Origin of the sequence: Advenella alkanexedens (genome assembly GCF_019132845.1) — a bacterium.
Classification (GTDB): Bacteria; Pseudomonadota; Gammaproteobacteria; order Burkholderiales; family Burkholderiaceae_B; genus Advenella; species Advenella alkanexedens.
Window position 1 is genome coordinate 48,333 of the sequence record NZ_JAHSPR010000002.1, and the last position, 26,627, is coordinate 74,959.

General features: G+C 49.1%; 18 protein-coding genes. 15 read left to right on the plus strand and 3 right to left on the minus strand.

The window, feature by feature from the left end:
- The first annotated feature begins 1 nt into the window (after position 1).
- The 6 genes from aroB (at position 2) to KU392_RS02775 (ending at position 6,049) form a co-directional block, all read left to right on the plus strand.
- Complete coding sequence (gene aroB, locus KU392_RS02750) at positions 2 to 1,084, plus strand: 3-dehydroquinate synthase (RefSeq protein ID WP_217734494.1); 1,083 nt, start codon at positions 2 to 4, stop codon at positions 1,082 to 1,084.
- A gap of 6 nt (positions 1,085 to 1,090) precedes the next feature.
- Positions 1,091 to 2,215 (plus strand): deoxyguanosinetriphosphate triphosphohydrolase, encoded by a 1,125-nt coding sequence (locus KU392_RS02755; protein WP_169293377.1) that lies wholly within the window; start codon positions 1,091 to 1,093, stop codon positions 2,213 to 2,215.
- A gap of 140 nt (positions 2,216 to 2,355) precedes the next feature.
- Positions 2,356 to 3,180 carry a response regulator transcription factor gene (locus tag KU392_RS02760; protein WP_169293378.1) on the plus strand — a complete coding sequence of 275 codons (825 nt, stop codon included), beginning with the start codon at positions 2,356 to 2,358 and terminating at the stop codon, positions 3,178 to 3,180.
- 69 nt (positions 3,181 to 3,249) lie between these two features.
- The gene (locus KU392_RS02765) at positions 3,250 to 3,633 is read left to right on the plus strand and encodes a CidA/LrgA family protein (protein ID WP_169293379.1); all 384 of its coding nucleotides are present in this window, start codon (positions 3,250 to 3,252) and stop codon (positions 3,631 to 3,633) included.
- Positions 3,623 to 4,342 carry an LrgB family protein gene (locus KU392_RS02770; RefSeq protein ID WP_169293380.1) on the plus strand — a complete coding sequence of 240 codons (720 nt, stop codon included), beginning with the start codon at positions 3,623 to 3,625 and terminating at the stop codon, positions 4,340 to 4,342. The genes KU392_RS02765 and KU392_RS02770 overlap by 11 nt, the downstream gene beginning before the upstream one ends.
- Positions 4,343 to 4,426: 84 nt before the next feature.
- Positions 4,427 to 6,049, plus strand: coding sequence for an acyl-CoA synthetase (locus KU392_RS02775; protein WP_217734495.1), 1,623 nt, complete (start codon positions 4,427 to 4,429; stop codon positions 6,047 to 6,049).
- On the opposite strand, the gene uvrA is transcribed toward KU392_RS02775, so the two are convergent.
- Positions 6,029 to 8,908 (minus strand): excinuclease ABC subunit UvrA, encoded by a 2,880-nt coding sequence (gene uvrA, locus KU392_RS02780; protein ID WP_217734496.1) that lies wholly within the window; start codon positions 8,906 to 8,908, stop codon positions 6,029 to 6,031. The genes KU392_RS02775 and uvrA overlap by 21 nt on opposite strands.
- A gap of 142 nt (positions 8,909 to 9,050) precedes the next feature.
- Between uvrA and KU392_RS02785 the strand changes: the two genes are divergently transcribed.
- The 8 genes from KU392_RS02785 (at position 9,051) to KU392_RS02820 (ending at position 22,305) form a co-directional block, all read left to right on the plus strand.
- On the plus strand, positions 9,051 to 10,286 hold the full coding sequence (locus tag KU392_RS02785; protein ID WP_169293383.1) for an MFS transporter: 1,236 nt from the start codon (positions 9,051 to 9,053) through the stop codon (positions 10,284 to 10,286).
- Positions 10,287 to 10,380: 94 nt separating this feature from the next.
- The gene (ssb, locus tag KU392_RS02790; RefSeq protein WP_169293384.1) at positions 10,381 to 10,872 is read left to right on the plus strand and encodes a single-stranded DNA-binding protein; all 492 of its coding nucleotides are present in this window, start codon (positions 10,381 to 10,383) and stop codon (positions 10,870 to 10,872) included.
- Between the two features lie 217 nt (positions 10,873 to 11,089).
- A complete protein-coding gene (locus KU392_RS02795) occupies positions 11,090 to 12,265 on the plus strand; it encodes a tyrosine-type recombinase/integrase (protein ID WP_217734497.1) in 1,176 nt (391 codons plus the stop codon).
- Positions 12,262 to 13,860, plus strand: coding sequence for a site-specific integrase (locus KU392_RS02800; RefSeq protein WP_172630332.1), 1,599 nt, complete (start codon positions 12,262 to 12,264; stop codon positions 13,858 to 13,860). The genes KU392_RS02795 and KU392_RS02800 overlap by 4 nt, the downstream gene beginning before the upstream one ends.
- Complete coding sequence (locus KU392_RS02805) at positions 13,853 to 15,862, plus strand: hypothetical protein (RefSeq protein ID WP_217734498.1); 2,010 nt, start codon at positions 13,853 to 13,855, stop codon at positions 15,860 to 15,862. The genes KU392_RS02800 and KU392_RS02805 overlap by 8 nt, the downstream gene beginning before the upstream one ends.
- A gap of 13 nt (positions 15,863 to 15,875) precedes the next feature.
- Positions 15,876 to 16,331: a hypothetical protein gene (locus KU392_RS02810; protein ID WP_217734499.1), complete on the plus strand. Its 456-nt coding sequence runs from the start codon at positions 15,876 to 15,878 to the stop codon at positions 16,329 to 16,331.
- A gap of 6 nt (positions 16,332 to 16,337) precedes the next feature.
- Positions 16,338 to 20,438, plus strand: coding sequence for an HTH domain-containing protein (locus KU392_RS02815; RefSeq protein ID WP_217734500.1), 4,101 nt, complete (start codon positions 16,338 to 16,340; stop codon positions 20,436 to 20,438).
- Positions 20,431 to 22,305: a hypothetical protein gene (locus KU392_RS02820; RefSeq protein WP_217734501.1), complete on the plus strand. Its 1,875-nt coding sequence runs from the start codon at positions 20,431 to 20,433 to the stop codon at positions 22,303 to 22,305. Before KU392_RS02815 ends, KU392_RS02820 begins: the two co-directional genes overlap by 8 nt.
- A gap of 674 nt (positions 22,306 to 22,979) precedes the next feature.
- Here KU392_RS02820 and gadC read toward each other — a convergent pair.
- Both gadC and gad read right to left on the minus strand, forming a co-directional pair.
- On the minus strand, positions 22,980 to 24,521 hold the full coding sequence (gene gadC, locus KU392_RS02825) for a glutamate/gamma-aminobutyrate antiporter (protein ID WP_169293385.1): 1,542 nt from the start codon (positions 24,519 to 24,521) through the stop codon (positions 22,980 to 22,982).
- A gap of 19 nt (positions 24,522 to 24,540) precedes the next feature.
- On the minus strand, positions 24,541 to 25,938 hold the full coding sequence (gad, locus tag KU392_RS02830; protein ID WP_169293386.1) for a glutamate decarboxylase: 1,398 nt from the start codon (positions 25,936 to 25,938) through the stop codon (positions 24,541 to 24,543).
- 407 nt (positions 25,939 to 26,345) lie between these two features.
- Between gad and frmR the strand changes: the two genes are divergently transcribed.
- Positions 26,346 to 26,621, plus strand: a complete 276-nt coding sequence (gene frmR, locus KU392_RS02835) for a formaldehyde-responsive transcriptional repressor FrmR (protein ID WP_217734502.1) — start codon at positions 26,346 to 26,348, stop codon at positions 26,619 to 26,621.
- The last annotated feature ends 6 nt before the right edge of the window (positions 26,622 to 26,627 follow it).

Consider the following 26,627-nt stretch of genomic DNA (forward strand, 5'->3'; position numbering starts at 1 on the left):
TATGAGTATTGTCAAGGTCAACACGGAAGGAGGTGCGTATTCCATTCATATTGCCCCCAACTTATTGCAACAGGTAGGTACCTCCATTCCGCCAGATGCCACCTCGGTGGTCCTCATCAGCAATCCTGCCGTATTTGGCTTATACGGCAACACCGTTTTGCAATCATTGCAAGCCAGCGGAAAGAAAATCAGCGTTTTCGAGGTGCCCGACGGTGAAGCCTACAAGACCCTGGAAACCCTTAACAGTATTTATACCTTTTTGCTAGAACAGCGTCTGGACCGCCGTGCCGTTATTGTGGCGCTGGGCGGTGGCGTGATTGGCGATATGTGCGGTTTTGCCGCGGCCACCTATATGCGGGGTATCCGTTTCATTCAGGTGCCCACTACCTTGCTGGCGCAGGTGGATTCCTCGGTGGGCGGCAAGACCGCCGTCAATCACCCCATGGGCAAGAACATGATTGGTGCATTTTACCAGCCGATTGCCGTTGATATCGATACCGCTGTGCTAAGTACGCTGCCCGAACGTGAGATTGCAGCAGGTATGGCAGAGGTCATCAAGTACGGTCTTATTCTGGATGCCGAATTTTTTGAGTGGTGTGAACAAAACGTGGCCAAGCTGAAAGCATTGGATCCTGAGGCCATCGGTTATGCCGTCCAGCGTTCCTGCGAGCTCAAGGCCTATGTGGTGTCGGAAGATGAAAAGGAAACCGGCATGCGTGCCATCCTGAACCTGGGACATACGTTTGGCCATGCCATCGAGGCCGGTCTGGGCTTTGGTACCTGGCTACACGGCGAAGCCGTGGGTTGTGGCATGGTGCAGGCAGCCGAACTGTCGGCAAGGGTTTGCGGTTTTCCACAGGCTGACGTTGAAAGGGTCAGGGCACTGGTCGCTGCCATTGGTTGCCCGGTAACCGCGCCCGATCTGGGAATAGACCGATGGATCGAGCTGATGCAGATCGATAAAAAGGCAGAAGGAGGCAAAATCAAATTCATTGTCATGCCGGGCATCGGTCAGGCGAAAAGTCAAACGGTTCCCCGGGAAGACTTGGCGCTGGTTTTGAAGAAAACAACACAGGAAAGGTAAATCAACATGACAACGCTGGCAACTTATGCAACCAAATCCGAAGATACCCGAGGCAGGATTCATCCGGAAATCGAAGACCCAGGTCGCAATCCGTTCCAGCGAGACAGAGACCGGATTATTCACTGTTCTGCTTTCAGGCGGCTTGAATATAAAACCCAGGTATTTGTCAATCATGAAGGCGACCTGTTCCGGACTCGCCTTACCCATAGCCTTGAAGTTGCCCAGATCGGTCGGGCGCTGGCCAGGACATTACGTCTGAATGAGGATCTGGTGGAAGCCATCTGTCTGGCCCATGACCTTGGGCATACCCCGTTTGGGCATGCCGGCCAGGATGCCCTGAACGCCTGTATGCGTGAAAAAATGCCGCAAGCAGGCGGCTTTGAACATAATCTGCAAAGCCTGAGGGTGGTTGATGAGCTTGAAGAGCGCTACGCCTTATTTAACGGCTTGAATCTGAGCTTTGAAACGCGGGAAGGTATTCTTAAGCATTGTTCCCTTTCCCATGCCCACAGTCTCGGAGAGGTCGCCCAGCGGTTCATCAACAAGACACAACCCAGCCTTGAGGCACAATTGGCGAATCTGGCCGATGAAATTGCGTATAACAATCATGATGTCGATGACGGGCTTCGATCAGGCTTGATCACGGTTGAACAATTGTTGTCGGTGGAGTTGTTTGCAAATCATTATCAAAATGTTTGTGGTATATATCAAAATGTTTCAGAAAAAAGGCTGATTTCCGAAACAATCAGGCGGATAATAAATACTCTAATTGTTGATCTGGCACAAAATACAGCGCTTAATATCAAAACATTTCAGATCGAAACACTAAAAGATGTATATAATGCACCCATGCTTGTTGCATTTTCAGACCCCATCAGAAAGCAGGCAAACGAGCTTAAACGGTTCCTTATGGAAAATCTTTACCGGCATTACAAAGTCATGCGCATGTCAGGTAAAGCAAAACGCATTATCGTTGATTTATATAGTGCTTTTCTGGAAGATCCACGTTTGTTACCCAAGGATTACCGTGCGCAGGATGAAGTCCGGCAGGCCCGTTTGATAGCCGATTATATTGCTGGAATGACGGACCGGTATGCAATTAAAGAGCATAAAAGATTGTTTTTGATTTGATGGTTTTTATTTTAATAACTTTTGTTTTGTCAAAAATAAAATCAAAAACAATCTTGTGTAGATTTGTTTACAATTAGAAATGACTCAATTGTTATTAATTTAAAAACCCCACAATTATGCAAGCTAATGATGATTTTTCATTGTCCCATATACTGATTATCGACAATGAAATACATGGACGTAACGCACTGATGAATATTCTGCGGGAAAAAAACTGCCGCATCAGCCATGCTTTTGATGGCTTACAGGGATATGAACGGGCAGTGGCCAATCGTCCCGACCTGATTCTTTCAAACATACAGTTACCCAAACTGAATGGCGTCACGCTGTGCCGTCGCCTGAAAGCCAATCCTTTTACCAACGATATCCCCATGATTTTTTACGGGCAGGAAGAAAATCCGGAAAATCGTCTGGAAGCCTTTCGTAGCGGGGCGGTTGATTACATTCCCAACGACTGTTCCGACTTCGAGGTGATCGCCCGGATCACCGTGCATTTGTCTTTGGCCAGTAAAAAGCGCCTGCTTCAATCCATGAGTCTGAACCAGAGCCAGGACATGAATTCATTGTCCACTTTTTCGCCCCGGCCTGTCTCCTGCCAGGAAACCCTGGATGATGTCCTGGTGGTATCCATTGTGCAAAAATATGTCCAAGAGCATCTGAATGAGCCGCTTTCAATCAGTCATTTGGCGGAAGTGGCTGGCATGCACGAAAAGCGCTTAACCAAGGCTTTCCAGGACCAGCTCAATATCAGTGTTTTCGAATTCGTGCGTGATACCCGCATGCACGAGGCAAAACGCCTGTTGCTGGAAACCTCCTTGCGTACCCTTACCATTGCCGCAGAAATCGGTTATTCAAGCTCGGCCAACTTTTCAACGGCATTCCAGCAGTTTTACGGTGTTTCTCCCTCTGTATTCAGAAAATACAAGGGTAATGTTGAAGAGGCCAAACAGGCTGTCCACGCCTGATTTTGGAAGTCCTGTGCGTTAACGGTTAAGATGGCAGCATTTGAACAAGAATCACCATCAGGGGGTGTAATGTTACTGACGCTGGCCATTTTATGTTTTTTCCAGGCATTGGGGGAATGGGTATCGGTGCTTTCGGGTTTACCCATCCCCGGGCCGGTGCTGGGTATGGTGTTTTTGTTTATTACCCTGCTGCTCAAGCCGGGCCTGAATCATCATATTGCCGCCGCTTCCGAACAACTGCTCAAATCCATGATGGTCATGTTTATTCCGGTTTGCGTGGGTATCATGACTTCTTACACCCTGCTGAAGGGCCAGTGGCTGGCCCTGGTGGTCGCCATCGTCATTAGTACGGTTCTGGCCATGGCGGTGGGGGCGCTGGTGATGCACAAGGTCATGAAGCATCTTGAAAAGCAGGCCCACAACCAGAAAAAGGCGGTGAGCGATGTTGAATGAGTTCTGGCTCCCGTTTACCAAAACACCCTTGTTCGGCATTTTGCTGACCCTGCTGGTTTATGTCCTGGTTGCCTGGCTGGCCCAAAAAAGCCGCTTTCATCCCCTGGTCAATCCCGTTGCCCTGTCGGTCCTGCTGATTGTGCCTTTCCTGGTGTATACCGGGGTTTCCTATGAAGACTATATGGTGGGCGCACAATACATTTCGTTTCTGCTTGGCCCTGCCACGGTTGCTCTTGCCGTCCCCTTGGCCAGGCAGCTTGAACGCGTCAGAAAAGCCTGGTTGCCACTGGTTTGCGGTTTGCTGGCGGGTTCGCTGGTGGCGGTCTTGTCGGTGGTTCTGGTAGCCGCGTTGTTAGGGGCTGAGGATGTATTGATTATTTCCCTGGCCCCCAAATCGGCCACCATGCCGATTGCCATGGGGGTGAGTGAAAAACTGGGTGGCCTGGCTTCACTGGCAGCAGTGGGGGTCATGGGGACCGGTATTTTTGGTGTCATGACCGCCCGTTATATTTTTAAAGTCATCCGGATCGAGTCACCGGAAATCCGGGGCTTCATGCTGGGTCTGACCGCGCACGGGATTGGCGTGGCGCGTGGTTTCCAGATCAGCAATGAAATAGGCACCTTCGCCGGCCTTGGCATGAGCCTGAATGGCTTGCTGACCGCTTTTCTGGTGCCACTGGTGGTGACCTTGCACTTTGTCCTGTTCTAGGATCAATATGATTTTCCCTGATGGCAGGACCGAAAAGCCTGATGCTAGAATCAGGTTAATAATAATCCGGAATCAGGAGACAGGGTGCTAATCCAGAAGCCAACGTATGGGCAAACCCATCAGGAATTCAAATGGGAAATCCCGAAAAATTACAACATCGGGGTGGATGTATGCGATAAATGGGCCGATGGCAGCAGTCGCCTGGCCCTGATCCAGGAAAAATCGCCCACCGATATCAGCCGTTATACCTTTGACCAGCTTAAGCAATACTCCAACCAGTTTGCCCGTGTGCTGCAAAAAGCAGGCGTAGGCAAGGGTGACAGGGTGGGTATTTTGCTGGCGCAGGGCGTGGAAACAGCGATTGCCCACATTGCCGTGTACAAGCTGGGGGCGATTGCGATTCCCCTGTTTTCCCTGTTCGGGATAGATGCCTTGCAGTACCGGCTGTCCAATTCGGGGGCCAGGGTGCTGGTGACCAACCAGGAAGGGATGGCCAAATTACAGGACATACGTGGCAGCCTGCCCCAGTTGCAGGCGGTTTTCAATATCGATGCCGGGCAATCCGATCATCATGCCCAGGCTTTCTGGCCAACCCTGCGGCACGAGGCGGCTGACTTTACACCGGTGGACACGCTGGCCGACGACCCGGCCGTGATTATTTATACTTCTGGCACAACCGGCAAGCCCAAGGGCGCCTTGCATGCCCACAGGGTATTGTTGGGGCATTTGCCCGGGGTAGAAATGTCCCATGATTTTCTGTCGGGCAAAGACCGCGTCATGTGGACACCGGCCGACTGGGCCTGGATTGGTGGCCTGTTTGATGTCCTGATGCCCGCCTGGCACCACGGTATCCCGGTGGTGGCTTGCCGGTTTGAAAAGTTCACCACCGAAGCAGCCTTTGCGCTGATGGAGCGGCATCAGGTAACCCATACTTTCCTGCCACCTACGGCACTGAAAATGATGCGCCATATAGAAAACCCGCAACAACGCTGGCAGCTTAAGCTGCGTACCATTGCCAGTGGCGGCGAATCCCTGGGATTGGAGCTGATTGAATGGGGTAAACGCAATCTGGGGATTACCATTAACGAGTTTTATGGCCAGACTGAATGCAATATGATTGTTTCCGCCTGTTCAGCTTTGTTTGAACCGCAGATTGGCAGTATTGGCAAAGCAGTGCCAGGGCATGTTCTGGACATTGTTGATGAACAGGGAAATGCCTTGCCCAACGGGCAGGAAGGCAATATTGGCGTGCGGACACCTGATCCGGTCATGTTTTTGGAATACTGGCAAAACCCCGAAGCGACCCAGGAAAAATTTGCCGGTGCCTATTTGGTGACCGGAGATATAGGTGTGCGTGACGCTGACGGCTTCATCCGCTTTGTAGGCCGTAACGATGACGTGATTACCAGTGCCGGTTACCGGATTGGCCCGGGACCGATAGAAGACTGCATTCTGGGACATCCGGCGGTCAGCATGGTGGCGGTAATTGGCCTGCCCGATGCCGAGCGAACGGAAGTGGTAAGCGCTTTTGTGGTACTTAACGAGGGCGTTGCCCCAAGCGAGGAACTGAAAAAGGACATCCAGGCCCACGTTCGCCACCGGGTGGCGGCTCATGAGTATCCGCGCCAGATTCACTTTGTGCGTGAATTGCCCATGACCACCACCGGTAAAATCATTCGCCGGGAATTACGTCAGCAGTATTTTTAAATAACGTCCCGTATGGCTTTGGGGGTGGTTGGCAATATCCCGTGGTGTTCCTTCGGCCACAATGGTGCCGCCGCCCTGGCCGCCTTCGGGGCCCATATCCACCACCCAGTCGGCAGCCTTGATCACATCCAGGTTGTGCTCGATCACCACCACGGTATTGCCGGCCTCCACCAGCTGGTTAATCACTTTCAGCAAAAGGGCAATGTCGGCAAAGTGCAGGCCGGTGGTGGGTTCATCCAGCACATACATGGTCTTGCCGGTACTGCGTTTGGACAGTTCCAGCGACAGCTTGATGCGTTGCGCCTCGCCACCGGAAAGCGTGGTGGCGCTTTGCCCCAGGCGGATATAGCTTAGGCCCACATCCATCAAGGTTTGCAGCTTGCGGGCCACCAGGGGCACGGCACTGAAGTATTCAAGGGCCTGTTCCACGGTCAGGTCCAGCACATCGCTGATGGTGCGGCCACGGTAGCGGATTTCCAGTGTTTCCCGGTTGTAGCGTTTGCCATGACAGGTGTCGCAGGGCACGTACATGTCGGGCAGGAAATGCATTTCCACCTTGATCACGCCATCGCCCTGGCAGGTTTCACAGCGCCCGCCCTTGACGTTAAAGGAAAAGCGGCCCGGATCATAGCCACGGGTGCGGGCTTCCGGAGTGCCGGCAAACAATTCGCGAATGGGAGTGAACAGGCCCGTATAGGTGGCCGGATTGCTGCGCGGGGTGCGACCGATCGGGCTTTGGTCCACATTAATGATTTTGTCGAAATGTTCCAGCCCTTCGATATGGGAGTAAGGGGCAGACTCTGACTGGGCACGGTTGAGCTCCCTGGCCATGATGGTGGCCAGGGTATCGTTGATGAGGGTGGACTTGCCCGAACCTGAAACGCCTGAAATACAAACCAGCTTGCCCACCGGAATGCGCAAATTCACCGACTTCAGGTTGTTGCCGGTGCAGCCGTACAGTTTCAGCCAAGGTTGTTCGGCCTCGAGAGGCCGGATTTTGCCGGCATTGATTTTTTGGCGGCCACTTAAGTAAGCGCCGGTCAGTGATTGCGGATCGGCTTCGACCTCTTTGGGCGTGCCTTGGGCAATGACCCTGCCACCGTGTTCTCCGGCACCGGGGCCCATGTCCACGACCCAGTCGGCGGCCCGGATCATGTCTTCGTCATGTTCCACCACAATCACGCTATTGCCCAGGTCACGCAGATGCTGGAGGGTATGGATAAGGCGGTCATTATCGCGCTGGTGCAGGCCAATAGAGGGTTCATCAAGCACATACATGACGCCGGTCAGCCCGGAACCAATCTGGCTGGCCAGGCGGATGCGCTGGGCTTCGCCACCGGAGATGGTGTCGGCGCTGCGGTCCAGGGACAGGTAGTTCAGTCCCACGTCATTCAGGAACTGCAGGCGCGACTGGATTTCCCGCACGATCCGGCTGGCGATTTCCTGCTTGGCGCCACTTAGTTGCAGGGCCTGGAACCATTCCAGACATTCGGACAGCGCCATGGCTTCCACTTCGTAAATACCCAGTCCGCGCTTGGTGCCTTCCCGCACCTCATTGCCAATCAGCACATTCCGGGCATCGGCGCGCAGGCGCGAGCCTTCGCATTCGGGGCAGCTTTGCAGGGTGCGGTATTTGCCCAGCTCTTCGCGAACGGCACTGGAATCGGTCTCCAGCCAGCGTCTTTCCAGGTTGGGAATAATGCCTTCAAAGGCATGGGTCTTGAAGGTGCTGTGTCCTTTGTTGTCCAGGTACAGGAAAGAAATCTCCTCTGTACCGGAACCGTACAGCACGATGTGTTGTATGTTCTCGGGTAGTGATTCAAAGGCTTCATCAATATCGAAACCGTAATGAATCGCCAGACTGTGCAGCAGGGAATGGGTAAAGGCATTGCGCTTGTCCCAGCCCTTGATGGCGCCGCTGGCCAGGCTGAGTTCGGGAAAGGCGACAATTTTCCTGGGATCAAAAACCTGGACATGACCCAGGCCGTCACAGCGTGGACAGGCCCCCACCGGGTTGTTGAAACTGAACAGCCGGGGTTCCAGTTCGGGCAGGCTGTGGTTGCAGACAGGGCAGGCATAGCGGCTGGAAAAAGCGTGTTCGATATTTTCATCAAGGTCCAGCACAATCACCCGGCCATCGGCCAGCTTGAGCGCGGTTTCAATGCTTTCGGCCAGGCGCTGCTTGCTGTCTTCACGCACTTTCAGGCGGTCAATCACCACGTCAATATTGTGCTTCTCGTTTTTGTTCAGGGGGGTAATGCGGTCAAGTTCGACCATGGTGTCGTTAATGCGAACGCGAATAAAGCCCTGGGCCTGAAATTGAGCGAATTCATCTTCGAAGCCACCCTTGCGATTGCGGGCAATGGGAGCCAGCAGGGCAATTCGGGTGTCGGGTTTGAGGGCCAGGATGAAATCGACCATTTGGGCCACGCTTTGGGCCTGTAGCGGTTCACCGTGCTCGGGGCAATAGGGCGTGCCCACGCGGGCAAACAGCAGGCGCAGGTAATCGTGAATTTCAGTAATGGTACCAACGGTGGAGCGCGGATTGTGGCCGGCCGCTTTCTGTTCGATGGAAATGGCCGGCGACAAACCTTCGATCAGGTCGACATCAGGTTTGTCCATGAGCTGCAGGAACTGGCGGGCATAGGCTGACAGGCTTTCCACATAACGGCGCTGGCCTTCGGCATACAGGGTGTCAAACGCCAGGGAAGACTTGCCCGAACCGGACAGGCCGGTCAGGACCACCAGTTTATGACGGGGTAAATCAAGTGAAATATTCTTGAGATTATGCGTGCGGGCACCGCGGATGCGGATTGCATCCCTGTTGAAATCACCGTTTGTGTCGGGGGATGTATCCATTACCATTGTTTAATACTAGCTTCCAGTAAGATGAGTCTGGTTTTTGTCAGTGGAATATATAACTATAACGCAGGAAGCCAGTCTGCGTTACACTCTCATAAAGATATCCTCCAATTAGTTGGTTATTCATTGAATTCTTTACATGTCCATTAAATCCAGAACCAGTCGACCTGATTCCCCTCATGCTGCCCGGCAACCACGGGAAAAACTCAAGCTAACCCCTGTTGAAAGAAAAGCCAGCATTTCCCTGGCTTTATTGTTTGCCGTGCGCATGCTGGGCCTGTTTTTACTGACCCCCGTGTTTGCCGATGCCGCAAAAACCTTAACCAATGGCAATAATGCCGCGTTGGTGGGGGCAGCCATAGGGGCCTATGGTATTACCCAGGCCATTATGCAAATTCCGCTTGGCATGGCGTCCGACAAACTCGGTCGGCGTCCGGTCATTATCTTTGGCATGTTGCTGTTTGTGCTGGGTGGCATTATTTGTGCCAATGCCGAATCGGTCACCACGGTCATTATTGGTCGGGCCATTCAGGGGTTTGGAGCGGTTTCCGCTGCCATTACCGCCTGGGTTGCCGATGCCACCCGCCCGGAGGTCCGTACCCGTGCCATGGCCATGGTGGGCGCTTCCATTGGCGTTTCGTTTGCGGTTTCACTGGTGCTGTCTCCCTTGCTGGTTGAATGGAGTGGCCTGCCGGGCCTGTTCTGGGTAATCAGCCTGCTGGGTTTTGTCTGTTTGCTGCTGGCGACTTTCATCGTGCCCGTGGTGCCCATGCACGGCCAGGCGGTATCGCAACAGTCGCGTGCGGCCGATGTATTCAAACATGCCGATTTGCTGCGTCTGAATTTCGGGGTTTTCTGCCTGCATTTTATTTTGATGTCCATTTTTGTGGTGGCGCCGCCCCTGCTCATGGAGCTGGGTAGCTATACGGTGGGCAATTTGTGGGAAGTGTATCTGCCGGTTATTCTGGTGGCCTTTGTGTTAATGGTCCCGGCCGTTTTCTATACAGAAACCCGCCATATCCATAAATTGAGCCTGGAAGTCTGTGTGGCCGCCCTGGCTATAGTGATGGCGGTCATGCCGCTGGCCAGCCAGTCTTTTGTTGCTACCATGATTGCCTTTGTGCTCTTTTTTATTGCGTTCAATATCCTGGAGGCCTTGCAGCCGTCTATGGTTTCCCGCTTTTCACCTCCCGAGCATAAAGGCCTGGCCTTGGGGTTTTATAATATGTCCCAGGCACTGGGTGTGGCGGCGGGTGGCGCGATTGGCGGGTTGGTGGCACGTTATGCCGGCCCTCCAAAAGTCTTTCTGCTGGGGGCCTTGCTGGCCGCTGTCTGGTTCTTTGTATCAAGAGGCCTGAAAGGTGCTGGGCGATAGCCACAATGGTTATAATGCGCACATTATTCTTTAGTAAACCAACCTGCATTTGTAAGATAACAGGCTGGTTCACACAAATTGTTAGGAAATTCTTATGGCATCAGTCAATAAAGTCATTTTAGTGGGAAATCTGGGTCGTGATCCGGAGGTTCGTTACAGCCCTGACGGTGCTGCAATGTGTAATATTTCTATTGCCACCACATCAAGCTGGAAAGATAAAAATACCGGTGAGCGGCGTGATGAAACTGAATGGCATCGTGTGACTTTCTTTGGCCGCCTGGCTGAAATTGCCGGTCAATACCTTAAAAAAGGCAGTGCCGTGTACGTGGAAGGGCGCATCAAAACACGCAAGTGGCAAGACAAGGAAACCGGACAAGACCGTTATTCAACTGATATCATTGCCGACCAGATGCAAATGCTGGGTGGTCGTGCCGATACAGGCAGCATGGATGACGGCGGTTTCAGTGATTCTTATTCTGCACCGCGCCAGCAGCCGCAGCGCGCACCGCAAAGCCAGCGTCCGCAGGCACCGGCCAGTGGCCCTGCCGCCAACATCATGGATATGGATGACGATATTCCGTTTTAGCCCTGATAAATATTAATTTGTAATCTTTTAGGTTTGGTTTGTTTTAAAAAAGACATATAAATTAATAGGTTAAGTTAATAAATAGCCCTCTTTTGTCTGTAAAGATACTAGAGGGCTTTTTATTGCCTGAAAAATGTGTGATTATTAGAATTCGTATGTTATTATTTTTGTAAACTTGTAGGTTTTTAAGTTTTGTAATTGTAAAGATGTGGCTTGAATGAGAATCGTAACGGTAAGTCATAGATCAGGTGATTTGTTGCCAATACTTTTGGATGGTGATGGTTTGCCGATTCCCTCTCCAAATGAATTTCTGTTGAGTCGAAGAAACTTAAGTACAAACACGCTAATCAGGAATCTTCGAGAGTTGTCTGTTTTGTATCGATGGCTGGAGGACAGACAAATCGATCTGAGAGCAAGGCTGAAAATTGGCACACTATTCACAGAGGCTGAATTCAGTGGTGGTCTGATAGAGTTTCTAAGAAAAGATATGGAATCTGAAGATAAGGTTGTCTCGCCTCATACATTCAATAATCGATTAGCAACGATCCGACAGTACTTCGTATGGGAGCTCGATGTTTATATTTCATCTTTACCACTAAGTGATTCCCAATATGAGGTTCTTCAGGCTGCAAGGAAGCGCCTAATGGGATGGATTGATCGAGCCTTTATAAATACTCCAAGGGCTGGAAGTATTTCGAGGAAGTCTCTAACCAATGACGAAGCCGAGTTCTTACTCCAGTGTCTGAATCCTGAAAGTCCAGATTCGTTTGCGCATTTCGAGCCTGTTAAATTTAGAAACTTCGCGGCGGTGTCTCTGATGCTTAATTGCGGACTTCGCCCTGGGGAATTGCTTAGTTTGCGTGTAGAGGATATTCAGATTGGCTCGATCTCGTCGGTGACTGTTAAAAGAAGGTCCCCGGACCCGCTCGACAAGAGAAAGCCAAGGCCCAGTGTCAAGCGCAATGGCAGGGTATTGCCTTTAGAAGGACATCACTTTGTACGAATGCTTGATCGCTACATAGTTGAGTGGAGGGAGGTTTTGGAGCAGAAATCGAGCAAAGAAACCGACTATTTGATCTTAAGTGATGAAGGCGACCCTCTGTCTCATTCGTCCCTTACGCAACTTTTTTCTCGTCTGCGGAGTGAATATTCTGGTTCGCTTCCGGAAATTCTTACACCTAAATCCTTGAGGCATACATTTTCTAGCCGTATGGAGCAGGCGCTCAGGGCGGCAGGCTTGGAAGAGGAGAGAAGGAAACAGGCCTTAGCTATATTGCGGGGAGATTCAAGTTTGGAGTCCCAATCCGTGTACATTGCTCAAGAGGTTGAAGAGCAGGCTCGTCGGGCGCTATGTGACTATCAAAAGAAATTGATTGCAGGGTTGAATAAATGAAATTGCTCTTGCATAAAGCGCCCCAGATTTCTGACTCTGCGCTAGAGTTACCCTCTCAATTTTTTACTCGAGAGGGTGTAAAAGTTGAGATTACTGGTGATAGATGGACATTTCCTCTTCTGTATCGGCATAGCAGGCTTGATTTTTCTCGAGTTGAAAACGACACGCTTAAAACTTCGATTAAGCGCTGTATTATTGATCAGGCATCAAGGGTGTCAACTCATGCAGGGTGCCAGTACTGGAGTGATATATCCGCTGCAATAGTCTCTTGCCAAAAAAAGCACTCTTTGTTGCCCGACATTTCCGCTGATGAATTTCAAGAACGTCTGATTGCTGTAATGGAAGAGGCAATCAGTCAGGCGCGAAATAAGCACAGGCTGTGGGCGTTGTACCGGCCAATTCAGTGGTACATCTGGTGCTCTGAAAACTATTCGGAGCTCGGGTTCTCGATAGCCTATGCACAAGAGCTCGATTCTCTAGAAGTTCCAGGCAACCCTAAGGGTGAGGCGGTTCGTCAGGAAGATCCAGAATGTGGGCCATTGCATAGGACGCTGGAGCTTCAGCCTATAATCAATGCGCTTAAGCAGGATCAAAGTAAAGTCTACGAGCATTTGCAGCAAAAAACAGCTGTGGCTCTATCTATAGCTTTTGGCCGAAACCCCGCGAATTTAACATTTTTAAAAGAAACTGATTTAGTTAACCTGACACCGGGTTCATCGCCACCGTGTTATGTCTTGAAAATGCCAAGAATAAAGAAAAGGCAGTTGGCTCCAAGGGATGACATGATCGATGAGTATTTAGAGCCTGAGATCGCAAAGCACGTTTTGGAGCTTATAGATGCGTCCAAGCATAGGAAGCTTCTAATTGAGGTAGATGGAAAGGCAGTAGAAGTCACCAGACCTCTATTTATAAACCCCAGAAAAAATGCTTATGCGATTGATTCAAAGCGTTGGGATGAGGCTTATAACATGCTGTCCACTGGGATAGCGAACCTTGTGAAAGCTTTTATAAAACGTCACAATATTATCTCGCCGCTTACTGGCGAATTATTGCATGTCACGCCAAGGCGGCTGCGATATACCTTGGCAACTGGGCTGGCTGCTGAGGGAATCAGTAAGCGTGAGCTGGCCAGAATACTGGACCATACAGATACCCAGCACGTGAATGTCTATTTTGAGATGGCTGGAAAAATAGTTGAACACCTAGACAAAGCAACAGCGAAAGGTTTCTCGAAGTACCTCAGTTTTTTCAAAGGCAGGCTAATCGATAGTGATGAAGATGCCGTCAATGGTGAACGAGATGACAAGCATCTGACGTTTGTAGATGATCAAAACCCTGTCGATCAAGCGGATATTGGTATATGTGGTGAATCCAGTGTCTGCCATCTTGATCCCCCTTACTCGTGTTATTTGTGCCCCAAGTTTCAGCCATATCGTCATGCTGATCATGAGCATGTCTTGGAATGCCTGCTGGCCGGTCGCGAAGAGCGTTTAAAAAGGTACGAGAATGCGCGATTAGGGATACAGCTTGACGAGGTGATCGCTGCGGTTGCACAAGTAGCCAAACTCTGTGAGGAAGGGGGGCGCAATGTCTGATCGTCGCTCTAATCGCAAGGCCAAGGTCGTCTCTTTCGTTGATCGTCTGGAGCGTGACAGGAATGAAAACCTCAAATCTTTAGTCAGCAAAGCAAAGCTAATGAAGCTGGAAGGGTTTGAGTCGGTTGTTTGGGAGGACCCCGAGTGGCAAGTCGATGCAGGTCGCCTAGTCAAGTTAACTGGTAAAAATACGAAATCAGCCTCTTTTGGTTTTTCGCTATCTCCGAAGCTGGGTTCAGCGCCATTAGACGGTTGCTGGGAGCTGGTTGCCAAAGCGTTGTTTGTTCTCAGGTTCCACAGAAAACATCAATCAACACCGAATCAGCGCAGTTTCATTACCGCTATTGGATATGTCTCATATGCAGCTAAACAGCTAGGGCAGGAGTTAATTGGGCTTACGCCAGAGGCTCTGGATAATGCGTCTGGTTTAATCTCAAAACACTACAGTGAAACCACTGCCTACAACCTTCACAAGCATGTTGCAGAGTTCGCAGCGCATTGTGATTCGAATGGTCTATGTCGGGTTTTATTGCAGTACAAATACGCTAGGATGAGGCGGCCAGCGAGCACGGGAGGGATAAATCACAAAAGGTTGGATGATCCAGAGGCTCTGGAGACGAAGTCGGACAAACTAGTTGATCCCGCTGTGTTTCGAGTCATTGGTGAACTCTACTTAAAAGTTCCCCAAGGTCATAAGTATCGCTTCTATATTCTGATGTTGACGCTACTTGCTTGCACAGGAAGACGATTCAGTGAGATTTCACTATTACCCAATCAGCAGTTGTCTTTTGATGAAGATGGTAACGCCTATATCGAGTACTTTCCGAGGAAAGCTAGCCGAGGAGATGTATTTACGCCAAAGCGCAGGCTGTATTTGCCGTCAGAGGTAAGCTCTATTGTTGGCGATGTGCTCATTGAGATAGCAGAAATTACCGCAAAAGCGCGGGCGACAGCAGAAGAAATGCAAAAAACTGGGGGGCCTGACCTAAGGTTTTTGGACAGCATCTCGGAAGATAAAAAGCTATATGCGGCTGATTTAACTGAATTGGGGATCAGTCATACTGTTTTGGGCACAATTGGCTGGCTCAGGAAACAAAACCTTGCGTGGCCAGATCATAGCGCGTTAACCAAGCAGGGAATTAAGCCTGCAAACCCCATTTTTTACACTTACAAAAGTGGATTGGTTGAATACTGTTTCCGTGATTTCTCGGAAGCATATTTATCGGCTCTCCATACGGATCAATTTGGCAAAGAATACTACCTAAAAGATCTGTTATTCATTCGTCCTATGGGACTTTCTAGTGGGAGCTACGCGCACTGGTTGGCTACCATTTGCACCCATGCCATGCTCGCCACATTTCTCCGCTATTTCCCTGCGCTTGCCGCCGAATACGCTTCCGGCAGTATCGAGGTGGATTTTACCAGTCACCACTTTCGTCACACGCTTAATACCCTGCTTGATGAGGGCGGGTTAAGTGATCTGCTGCAAACTGAATGGTTTGGTCGAACCAACCCAAGAGACACCAAAGCCTATCAGCATACATCCCGCGAAAAACGAGCACTGATGCTCCGTGACGACATCAAAAAAGGCTTGGTTGGAGGCCAGTTAGCCGAGCAAATTAAAGTTGTACCGATAGAAGTCCAGGATGCCATTCTGAAGGCGCGAATTCAGGCCGTGCATGATGTCGGTACCGGTATCTGTATCCACAATTTCTCTCAAACACCCTGCGAGCGGCATTTGCAATGTTCGGCGGACTGCAAAGACTACGTGTGGGCTAAGGATGATAAGGGTCGTCTGGACGAGCAGAAGCGCCAGTTTGCTCTTACTGCGCTGGCACGAAAAAATGCTGAAAAGCAGTTGGATAGCACTAAGCCGAAAAAGAGTGCTGACTGGCTAGCACACAACGATAAAAAACTTAAAACACTGGCTTCCCAACTGGCCGACAACGGGGTGGAGCACTTTGATCCCGAACAATATTTACACGAGGTAGAGCATGGTTAAGCGCTTCAGACGCATGTCCGACAGTGACATCAATACAATCGTTGCCGATTTGGATCGCTGGGCGCTGGGCGAGCTTGGATCAAAACTAACCTGGGCTGTACTAGAAGAGCGCTTTGGCTTTAGTCGCCAGTCGCTCCAGGCTAAATCTGAGATCAAAGCTGCTTATGACAACGCCAAACGAGCGCTGTCGGGCGGATTGGTGAAAACCAAAGAGCAGGCCACCAAAGAGGCCGAAGAGCTTCAGGTTGAGGTGGATCGCCTCAAGGCTGAGCTAGATGCCTACAAGCGAAAGGAAGAGCTGTGGTTGCGTCGCTGGCAGCAAATCGCCTTTCATGTGCGGCAGAAAGGCATACAGATGGCCAATGTTGATAGGGCCCCGCCAGAAGGGGCTGCTCTACCCTCTAACACTGAAACCGCGCAGATTCTCCGGCCGTTTGATAAGGAAATTCCACCTTCAGGGAGGGTTTAGATTGTTATGAATATTGATTGGGATGTTGTGCGGAAAAACATAAAATTTTTGGTTGCGCTGTTTAGACCTTCATTAGCGAAGGCACTAAGTGTGCCGCTGTTGTTGGCAGGAATAGGTATCCTCAATCCTCCTTTGTGGCTGGATATTCTAAATTGGTTTTTGAGTAATCAGAAAGTCCTTCCAGAATATAGCGAGCCAATATCAACTCCAATGTATATAACTGGCTGGGTGCTAATCGGTTTAAGTATTTTGATTTATTTGATTGATGTTTGGCTTCAAATTAAATCAATGCGTCAGGATAGCGAAAGAAAGCTACTGGATGTTGTCAAGGATCATCCAAAACAAACAGCAGATTTGATAGTTGATAAAATTCGGAGCGCAGGATTTACAGCTCAACACCTTCAAGACGAAAAAATAGAAGAACTAGCTCGCGAAATTACCTTGCTGCGATTTTTCGGTTCCTTTCCTAAGGAAGAGAAGGCGACGGCTTTAGCAGAAAGCATTATTGGCGGTGAACTGTCTGGCGGTACCCCTCAAGCAAAAGCCAAGGCACTAGCGCTACTGGCAAGATACTTGTGCGTGGGGGAAAGAGTTGAGCAGGCGAAAAGCTGGTTATCAGCCTCTAAAAAGCTATGCCAAACGGAAGAGGCTGAAATAGCTCAGGCCTTTATTGGCGCGATTGGGTCAAAAAATGTAGATGCGGCGTCTGGTTTGCTTAAGGCAAGTAGCCCATCTAATTATGCCGCCTTCTTCATGATTAAAAAAACAGTAGAGGGAAACGAAGCTGCTTTTGACTGGCTTGACGGTGCAGGTTTAAGTGTTCAGGACCTAGATAATGATGGAAAAGTGGTTTTAGTTTCTGCATTGCTGTCAGAACATCGATGGGAAAAGGCTTTAAATTTTGTGCAGGCAATAGGCGATGAATCCCTGTCTATATCGCCAGCGCTGGCTCAGATTTCTGCATTCACATTTTTAGTAAATGCAATTAAGGCCACTGAACTTCGCGAAATCGTAATGAATTCTGTTCCATTAGCGGCAGAGCAATTTCCGCTGGCAGATGATTCTGACTCTATATTGCTTAGAAATCGCGCTGTCGAACTGTTTAAAATTTGTTCGGAACTGGCGAGGCGTCTTGGTGCTGAAGATGTCGCGAATATGGCAGATAACTATGGGCTGTGGTTAGAGCTTAGAAACAGTGAAACACATGAGCAGGCAAAGGTTCAACTTCAGAGCTACTTCGTTAGTTACACTCAAAAAACGCTTGAGTATTTGCCATTGGCATTCGCGTTTGGAATTGATATTGATTTTGAGTCCATTGAAAAGGAAGTAAATAGGCAAACGGCACTAAGCTATGATAATGATCCAATTCTTGGTTTAGCCAGGTTTGTATTGGCACAAACAAAAAAACCAGCCTCGGCGGTGGCGGAGTATATCGTTCGCCACAGGACTCAAATGGAGAGAGCCGTTAATCCCATTGCCATTAATATGTTTGAAATAGAGGCATTGGCGCGATCAGGGTTGGTGGATGATGCAGAACAGCTCCTACAAAATATAGAGGGTTCGGGGGCGCCAGAAGCTGAAGTAAGGAATCTGAAAAATATCATTGAGTCAGTCAAGGGTAACGATCCAGTTGCATTAGCCATAAGCCAATATCAACAAAGTAAAGCTACAAATGACCTTTCTCATTTGGTTAATTTGCTAGAAAGAGAAAATCTTGGGGATAGATACTACTCATATTGCCGGGAGCTTTTTGATCGCACTGGCCAGGAATCTGATGCTATTAGAGTCTGTAATGCCGCCTCTTCGCTTGGAAAATTTTCTGAGCTGCATCAATTTCTGTCAGATAGGATGGACATCATTAAGAGAAGCGAGGGGTTGCAGGCTCACTGGGCTTGGTCTCTATTTAGAAAGGGGGATCTAAGTGGCGCTCATGAACAGATTGCACTGTTGAGGCAATCTAAATCACAACTACCTGGTCTTAAAACGCTTGAAATCAATTTATCTATATTCGGTGGTGACTGGGAATCCCTTAGCGTTTTTGTGGAGGATAGCTGGAATAGCCGGGAGGAGTTGAAGGTCGATGATCTTTTACAGGCCGCCCAGTTAGCTAAGGCCGTTTCCCCAGGTCGAGCAAGGCAAATAGTAGAGTTTTGTACTGGCAAATATACTGAAGATCCTCAAGTGTTAGCGGCATCGTACTTTACGGCGACCACGATGGGCTGGGAGGACAATCAAAAAGCATCCGAGTGGCTCAATAAAGCGATGGTTCTCTCCAATGACGATGGCCCATTGCATAGGGCATCATTAGAAGACTTAAAAGTGATGATGTCTGAAGCCAGGGAGAAAAATGAGAAGGTCTATAAAGCCTATATTGATGGTGATGCGCCTGTTTTTACAGTGGCGGAGCTATTGAACAGGACGATGTCTGACTTTTATCTGGTTCAGCCCCAGGAAAACAAAAGCGCAAAAGATATACGGCGGAAAAATTTAGTCCCGATATTTCATGGTGCTAGGTCGGATCAGATTATTGGTAGTGAGACGATTGCCATCGATGCCTCCAGTGCGCTGGTTATGGAGAATATAGGGCAACTACATCATTTGTTTGATTGCTTCGAGAGAATTGTTATCCCTCACTCGTTCATGCGCTGGTTGTTTGAAGAAAAGCAAAAAGTTGCTTTTCACCAGCCGAGCCAGATCGAAAAGGCAAAATATTTTGAGCGGCTGGTATCTGACGGCAGAATTTCCGTTTTCCATCCTAAAACGATCAACAATCCGGAGCTGGCGTTAGATATTGGTGATGAGCTTGCGTATATGCTTGAGGAGGCGCATGCAAGTCCTGCAAATGAGTCGCGGGCATTGGTGGTGTGTTCCTGGCCTGTGTATAAGGTCGGTGGCTCTTTCAGGGAGGCGGAAGTTGACCTTTCATCATTTCATCACAGTCTGATTTCATGTTCACAATTAGTCAAAAAGCTCGAAGGTCTGTCTGTGATCACTGAAGCTCAGTGTGTTAAAGCCTTAAATTACCTACGCCAACACGAGAAAGAGTGGCCTGTCGATCTTGATGTGGCAAGTGGTGCAAGATTGTATCTCGATTCACTGTCAATCACCTATTTGATGACCGTTGAAATGCTCGACAAGCTCAGTGATGCTGGATTCGAAGTGTATGTCTTCAAAGGGGAGCGTGATAGGTATAGGTCGCTGATAAACTACGATTCAATCATCCAACAGGCAGATTCGAAAATAGAAAATATCAGGAAGCTATTTTCTAATGGGCTTACATCTGGGAAAGTGATCCTTGCTGAAATGCCGTTAAATAAAGACCAAGTGGCTGCCCCTAAGAATAATTATGCCAGGCCAACAGAAGAACTTTTTGAGACGCTTAAAGTATGCGATACAGCCTTGATAGATGATCGATTTTTGAACAAGCATCGGAATATTACATTTGATGAAAGAACGGTACCAATTTTTACATCATTAGACTTTGTCGAGACGCTACACCATAAAGAGCTTATTTCTCAAGAACAGAAGCTTGATGCCAGAACATCACTTCGGGAGTTTGGGTTTGAGTTTGTTAGAATTTCCGCTGAAGAGCTTGAATATCATCTAAATCACTCAGTTATGGCAGATGGTGAGTTTAAGCCAACTAAGCAGCTAAAACTGATAAGAGAAAATCTGCTTTTGATCAGGATTAGTGGCTTGGTTCAACTCCCAAGAGATGCCCAGTGGCTACATGAAACGATGAAAACGATTGCACAAGCCATAAGGGCTCAGTGGTCGGTTGATATCCCACTTGAACTAAGCCGTGCCAGATCTTGCTGGCTTTATGAACTGATGGGCTATCGGGAGTGGGCTCAAGCCCATCAAATAAGGGGTGATGGAGGGATGGCCTATTTAGGTGAGGTTTTAAAGGTGAATTCCATGTTGATTGCACCGGAGTCTGTATCTGATAAGCAAAAGGAAGACTACAAAGCTTGGTTGGGTGAGTTTGTACTGGGGCCGCTGAAGGATTTCGATCCGTGGAGCTTTAAGAATGTGGTTGACTCTATGAAACAGCAGGTTAAAAGCATTTCTGACCAATCGACATTGGAGGAAGAGCTGGATGGCTAACTCCGATTCGATGCGTGCTTATATGGCCTCCCACGTTATCAATTTGTTCCCCAGCCTGGTAAGGGCTGAACTATTATCTGATTCTAAGCTATTAGAAGAACTAGGTCTTGCGAGAGACGTTACGGTTAATTTTGTCGATAACGATATAGCCTTTTCCAGAAAAGCTTTCTTTAAGGCTATTCGCAGTGCTTTTGAAAATATCGAGGAAGAATTTTTTCTGGAGGATATTAAGGGCAATCCTTGGTCTCTACGCCATCATCCGGATGAACGTCCAGCCTTTTCTTTAACTAAGGGTGATTTGCAGATACTTAATGATAGTTTTTGGCCGCTTGGTGCTGATGTGGACAGGCGGTTAAGCCTATTTGAGACAGAAGCGAAGGGTAAATCACTTTCGAAAGAGGAGCTGGACCGTTGGCGGGCAGTGCTTTCGACACCGACGATCAGTGATGATGATGTGTCAGATTTGTTGCTTGATTTGGAGCACTCGCCAAGTCACATTGAGGCCTTATTGCGGCAGGAGTTTCAAGGCCCGTCAAATAAAGTTTCTACGCTGGTTCCAGATAATATTCGCTATTACGAAAGGCTTGTAGGGAAATCCTGTGGGAGTAAAAATATTGATGAGTACTGTAAGGTCGAGCTAAAACAGTATTTTGACAGCAGAATAGAAAGTGGAGTGACTGAGAATGATTTTTTGATGTGCATTCACAAGTCTATATCAGCAGTCGTTTCCAATGGCCCTGTTGATGAGGTTCAGTATCACGCAATAGCAAACCGGGCGATCGAATCCTGCCACCCAATACTTTTAATATCATGCCTCGAAGTAGGCATACTGAAATTCAAGGATACATCAGCTGCGATTATTAAGAAGCTGTTTGAATGCTTATCTTCTGCCAAAACGTTAAATAACCTGCGCCTGTTTTGCTCAATGGCAGTTTTTGTTGATGGCGAACTGGCGCGATTGCAGATATTCAAAGGAATGCCACCATTCTACCGGCGCCTTTCTTCATTCGCCCAGTCAGCCTTAATTGTTAAAGTGGCGCTGGAAGAGGGCGTTGTTTTTGACAAAGTTGAGCAGTGGGCTTCTCAGCAAAGGGGGCTTTACTTTTTCTGCCAAAGCTTTATCGATTTAATAGAAGAGCCAAGGTGGCTGCCGACTTACTTAACCTCAGAGCAATTTATTAATGAACTATATGGGCGGGTCAGTGTCGCGTGTCAAGAGCCCGATAAGTGTGAGGCGGTTGAATATCTTCAAAAGGAGCTTACGTCTGGTTCGCGATTGAATATGCACTCGTTCTTGCCTGGGCCATTGGAAGGTAGCTCTGCACCAGCGGTTGTACCGGATGAAATCTCGAATTTGCTTGCTAAGCATATTGACGGTGAGGCTACACTGGAATCCTTTAGGGTTTTGATGAATTTGGCGCCCTTTTGGAATATTGATGATGATTATTTGGAGCGTGCTGTTTCACTGCTCGAAAGTGCTCAGCACAAATTAGCAGCGGTTAACGACAAGGATTCTGTCTATCAGGTCTTAAACGGACTGGCTCAGGTTGCTTGTATGACTAGAAGTAGAAAGCTTGCTGCATCGGTGACGATTTTAAGCCGTCTATATCGGGACTATATTGATGTGGATTCTGAGCCCGAAAACTATCTGGCAATAGGTGTTGTGGCAGGAGCAGCCTTTGAGGATAAAGATGGTTGGGCAGAATATATAGGTCAATGGTGCACAGAATTGGCTTATATGCCAATCAGCGAAGACTCTATTGAGAGAATGGGGCGGATGCTTGAAAGGCTTTGCATTCTGGAACCCTATTTATATTACACCTGTTCAAAAGCACTCGATATTTTTAGGATGCTGAGTAGAAAATAACAACCAGATTCATGAAACTACTTCGAAATATGGTTTGTGAGAGAGGCTCGCAAACAACTGGATTACGCATAGTTTGCGTAATTACGCATGTGGCGCGTAATTGTGCGTAATTTGAGGTAACTCTATCTCAAACCTCAAATTGGCCGGCTGTCTGCTGGATAGCGCCTTGGTCTAAGGAGCTATTAGCCGGTGACGGCTTGAAAATGGGTGTAAATACCAAGGTTTGAATTAGAGTTGATGGCAAGAGCGGGAAATGGATTTTATTTAGCCGAGATCTTGCTAGAATGCGATTTAATGTTTGGTAGAAACAACCAGCCTTCCAATAACCGCCTTTTGTGATTTTGGGTGTTGGAGCCGCCTGAGTTGATCAGGTGCTGTCGCTGAATGTGTCAAGATTCTATCTTTACGCTTGGCGGCTAATACTCCCACAGTACCTGCCCAGAAAGTTGACAATATTGGGCTTAACTTTACAATTTTGGCTTTCTTTATGATAAAAACCAATATATTCAATGGGTTAAATGGATTCTTTACTGTTTTATGTGAACCGCCGTTTTAATGGGTACCACATAGCCTATTGTTAAAAGTGGTTTATATCTTCAAGGTTAAAAAAAGGGGCATCCAACTTATATTGGATACCCCTTTTTTGTTGTCAGCCGTTAAGCTGCCCTTACCCCTCAGGCGCTTTCATCAGCTTCGCCATGAACCAGATGATGCGGTGAACGGGCCCTTGGGTGCATAAAGAAATGCCCTTTGGGTGCATTCTGTGACGTGATGGGGACCAGTGAAACGCCGGTTTTCTTGCCGCGTTTATCATGAATGGCATAGATGATAAAGGGCAGGGCAGCCACGATCAGGAAGCTGATCACCAGCAATGTCACGTAGGATTCATCGGCGCTGATATCAGGCAGTGAACTTGGCGGGAAGAACGAGATGATAAATGCCAGCACGGAGATGATGAACCCGGTTGAGGCCACCGCAATCTTGACGCCATTGCCACCAGGAATATTGAAAGTGCGTTTCTTTTCAGGGTGCTTGCGGACCAGATTGATATAGCCAAGGAACAGCAGGAAATAGCTGCACAGGTAGATGACTACGGTAAGCGCCAGGGCGATCAGGAACGACATGTTTCCACCGCCACCACCGGTATTGGTCAGCACAATAATGGCAACCGTTGTAATCAGGAGCTGGGAAATCACCAGCGCAACGGGAACGCCGTTTTTGTTGACCTTAGAGAACTTGGCTGGCAGGATGCCTTTTTGCGCGGTGACGTACATGCCCCGTGAAGGCCCGACAATCCATGAGGCGATTTCAGCCAGCACACCGAGCATCAGCAATGCCGCAATAACACGTACGGCCCATTCAAAACCCGGACCGAAATGGTTGATCAGGACATTGAAGGTTTGGACCACACCGGCAGACAGGTTGATTTCGGCATGGGGAATCACCGAAGCCACCGAAAGGCCGCCAATAGAACTTAAGCAGATGGCGGCAATCATCAGGAGCAGCATGGCCATCGGGTAGTCACGGCCGGGGTTTTTCATCTCGTTCACATGGGTTGCGGAAGCTTCAACACCCATATAGCTCAGGATGAAGGCCACAAAAACGACCAGTGTGCCGATTTGGGTGAAATCAGGGAAGAACGTGGCGGCACTGATTTCAATGGCCAGGGGCGCACCGCTAATCAAATAACTGATCGCCAGGGCGACCAGGATCAGTGCGGGTAACAGGATGCCGGCAAAAAAACCGATTTTGGCAATTTGTGCGGTATATTTCGTGCCGCCGAACTGCGAAAAGGCCAGGGCCCAGAGGATGATCAGGGCCGCAATGGTTTTGGTGACCGGATCGGTATTAAGCGCAGGCCAGTTCAGAATATAGGAAAGTGCCCCCAGGACGAAATACAGCATGGGGATGAAGCCTACGGCGATCTGCAGATAGCCGAAGGAAATGGCGGCAAAGCCCCATTTTTCGCCCAGTGTATTGGAGACCCAGGTAAAGACACCACCTTCTTCCCATCCTTCGACGGTAGCCATTTCAGCGGCACAAAGGCCAACTGGAATGAACCACAAGAGTCCGCCAAGCAGCAGGAAACACACCAGGCTGAAGCCTGATGTCGCAAAGGTGGGATATTCATAAACGGCCATGACCATGGATGCGGTAATGGCAAAGAATCCCAGCAGGGACAGTTGTTTACCAGTATTGGTAGCAGATGGTTTCATAATTTCTGTCTCGGGAAGATTATCCGTGGTTAAAACCAGAGCCTTCTTTTTCAGTCAGCGGATGGGAAACAGGGTGTTTCTCAAAGTAATCGAGCGCCCGTTTCATGTCGTCAAGCAGCAGGCTTCCCAGGTCTTTGCTGACGCCATGACGCACCAGAATACGCTGGACGACCAGGTCTTCGCGGTTGGCCGGCATGGAGTAAGCGGGAACCTGCCAGCCACGGCTGCGCAGGCGATCGGCAAAGTCATAAAGCGTATAGCCACCGATAGCCTGGCCTTCTTTCAGTTTCCAGGCCAGGGCGGGAATCCCTTTCTGGCTGTCGCCATCGAAGATAATCTCGAATGGGCCCATTTTGCCGATTTCTTCTGCCAAGTATTGGGCGGTTGCATAGCAGGCATTATGGATTTTGGTATAGCCTTCACGGCCCAGGCGCAGGAAGTTGTAGTATTGCGCAATGATCTGTCCACCGGGACGGGAGAAGTTCAAGGCAAAGGTGGGCATATCACCACCCAGGTAATTGACATTGAAAATCAATTCTTCGGGCAGGTCGGATGCTTCACGCCAGACCACCCAGCCAGCCCCCAGGGGCGCCAGGCCAAATTTGTGGCCCGACGTATTGATGGATTTGACGCGGGGCAGGCGGAAGTCCCACTCGATATCGGGGGCGCAAAATGGGGCCAGAAAACCGCCACTGGCACCGTCTACGTGCATGGGGATATCCAGGCCGGTTTCCTGTTGCAGTTTGTCAAGTGCATCGTGTACCGCTTTGACCGGTTCGTATTGGCAGGTAAACGTCACGCCCAGGGTAGGCACCACACCGATGGTGTTTTCATCAACGCGCTTGAGCACTTCTTCAGGGCTCATGATCAGGCGATCGCCTTCAAGCGGAATTTCACGCAACTCAACATCAAAATATCGGGCAAATTTATGCCAGCAAATTTGTACCGGGCCGCAAATCAGGTTGGGTTTGTCGGTGGGTTTGCCTTGTGCCTGGCGTTTTTTGCGCCAGCTCCATTTCAGGGCCAGGCCGCCCAGCATGGCTGCCTCGGAAGAACCGGTGGTAGAGCATCCCAAGGTGTTTTCAGCATCGGGTGAGTTCCATAAATCGGCAATCATTCTGACGCAACGGGCCTCAATCTCGGCGGTCTGGGGGTATTCATCCTTGTCGATCATGTTTTTGTCGATGGACAGATCCATGAGATCGCGGATTTCGTCATCAACCCAGGTCTGGCAAAAAGTGGCCAGGTTTTGCCGTGAATTGCCGTCAAGCATCAACTCATCGCGAACCGCTGCAAAAACATTTTTCGGGTTGCGTTCCTGTGACGGGAATTTGCTTTTGGGTAGAGAAGTGGAAAGTTCCAATGATGAGTACACATCGTCAAGTTGATTAAAGCCGGTATCTGGGTTTTTAGTCATTGTTACGATCCTAAGAGAGAATGTGTGAAAGAAAATTTAAATTGATGCGTAGACGCTTGCCATTGATAAAGGCAAAATACGATGATTGGGTGACAAAAAACCGGTTTTAAAACGCCGTTTTTTGTGTTCCGATCTTTCAATGATAAATAAACATTATCCTGTAACCATAGGGGTATTTGCCTATATAACAAAAGAATGTGACCAGAAAAAGATAAGAATGGTTAATTTTTCGCCCCGCTCCGTGTCTGAAGAAGTCCGGATGACGGCATGCATGGCCATGAATCAGGCACAAAGTGCGGATTACCAGCGCGATTAATGTATCGATATTTGATTTGAGACCCGATTCTTTTATTTTTAAATGGCTTCGGATATACTATCCCCCAGTATATTACTCAAGAAAATGCGTCATGCCCCATTCACCCCAGGAAAAAAAACGCGTCTTGGCACGCATACGCCGCATTCGTGGTCAGTGTGAGGCGCTTGAGCGCGCGCTTGAAGAAGGGGCTGATTGCGCTCCCGTACTGCAACAAATTGCCGCGATCCGGGGGGCGGTAAACGGCCTGATGTCGGAAGTCATGCAAGCCCATATTCGGGAAGAGTTCGGGCAAGCGGAAGTGTCCGCCGAGCGGCGTGCGCAAAGCGTCAAGGAGTTAACCGGTCTGGTTCGCTCATACTTAAAATAGGAGAAA